Below are 1,760 nucleotides of genomic sequence, written 5' to 3' on the forward strand. Positions count from 1 at the left end.
ATTAGGCGTTTGCGAAACGCCACAACACCACATAAATACGGCATTTTTTGTTACCTAAAAACAAATAACTCCTCACTGGACATGGTATAATAGAGTTGACTAAAAACTATAAACCTACATCCAAGAAAGGAGTTATTCTGATACTTATGATACCATATAAACAGCTTTCTTTGGCAGATATTTTTTCAGATTGCCATGAAAAATTTGAAAATGACAAACCTGCTTTTCTTTCTCTATTAGAAACACATATCGATATTGATGAGTTAATTCCGATTTCTTTTAGAAATCATTTCTATGCATCGACAGGCAGAACCCGTAAATACCCTTTGCAAGCTTTTCTATGGGCTTTGATTATTCAGCGTATTTTTTCTATCCCTACGGATCAGCTTCTCTTGACTTTTCTCGCTTACTCAAAATCACTTCGGGAATTCTGCGGTTTTATTAAAGTCCCTGACGCTTCCAAAATCACCCGATTCAAACAGGATTTTTTAAATGACCTCCAGCTTGTTTTCGATAACCTTGTTGATGTTACCGAGCCTATCTGTCAGGCGATTGACTCTGCAAAAGCAGATATGACCATCTTTGATTCTTCCGGCATCGAAGCATTTGTTACCGAAAATAATCCCAAGTATGCTAACAGGATCATCAAGCAGCTTAAGGCATATGCGAAAGCTCAGGGCTTTGATAAATCCTATGATCCTTATAAAGCTGCCTATGGTTCCATGCCTTCTCATGCTTCTGCTAATCCTGAGATTAAGCAGCTCTATATCAATGGACATTTTTGCTATGTCTTTAAGTTCGGTATTGTCACCAACGGACTGGGCATCATCCGCCACATATCTTTTTATAACAAAAACTTTATGGCTTCACATCCTGATATCGTTGTCGAAAAGAAATCCGATTCCCCTGACGAAGATAAATGTGTTCATGATTCAAAGCTTTTAATCCCGACACTGAAGGACTTCTTTTCCAAGCATCCTTTGATTAATCCAAAAACCTTCCTGGGTGATGCTGCTTTCGATACCGCACAGCTCTATAAGAGCCTTCTTACCGGTGACACTTTTGGTAATGACAAACATTTCTCGAAAGCTTATATTCCGCTGAATGCAAGATCCGGACTTGAAAATCTGGATTATTCCATCAATGAAGATGGTATTCCGTGTTGTCCCCATGATCCTTCTTTACAAATGAAATACGAAGGCACTTCCAAACTTCGCAGTGGAGTAACAAGATATAAATTTGTCTGTCCAAAAATGAAATGGATTTATGATAAATCAACTCAAAAAGCCCATCGTCATTGTTTCTGTGACAACCCTTGTACCTCTTCTAAATGTGGGCGGATGGTCTACATCTACCCAGAAAAGAATCTTCGTGCTTATCCCGGAGCGATCCGCGGCACCGAAGAATGGGATGATACCTATAAAATCAGAACTGTTGTCGAAAGGGATATCAACCACATCAAAGACAATCTCTGTCTTGCAGGACGCCGAACCCAAAATGAGAAGACTCTGCATGCTGATCTGATTCTTGCCGGTATCACCCAACTTATTACTGTTGTTCTCGCAGATAAGATCAATCACCACGAATATATTCGAAGCTTAAAGCCTCTCATAGCATAGGACTTACCAACTTAATAAGCCCTATGGCTTATTTAAGTGTGCCTAAAATATTTCGTCATTTAACGTTTCTGCATTTATCATCTCCATTTATTGTGGATAACTGCTCTCATATTTCAAATTTGAGTTTCGCAATTACCTATT

At 38.9% G+C, this 1,760-nt stretch carries 1 protein-coding gene; it reads left to right on the top strand.

Features of this window, described 5'->3' with window-relative positions:
• The first annotated feature begins 146 nt into the window (after positions 1-146).
• Positions 147-1,619: a transposase gene (locus ABHC48_RS20460; protein WP_148462436.1), complete on the top strand. Its 1,473-nt coding sequence runs from the start codon at positions 147-149 to the stop codon at positions 1,617-1,619.
• The last annotated feature ends 141 nt before the right edge of the window (positions 1,620-1,760 follow it).

The sequence above is a fragment of the Ruminococcus sp. 1001136sp1 genome, from assembly GCF_039841815.1.
Lineage (GTDB): Bacteria > Bacillota > Clostridia > Lachnospirales > Lachnospiraceae > Blautia_A > Blautia_A faecis.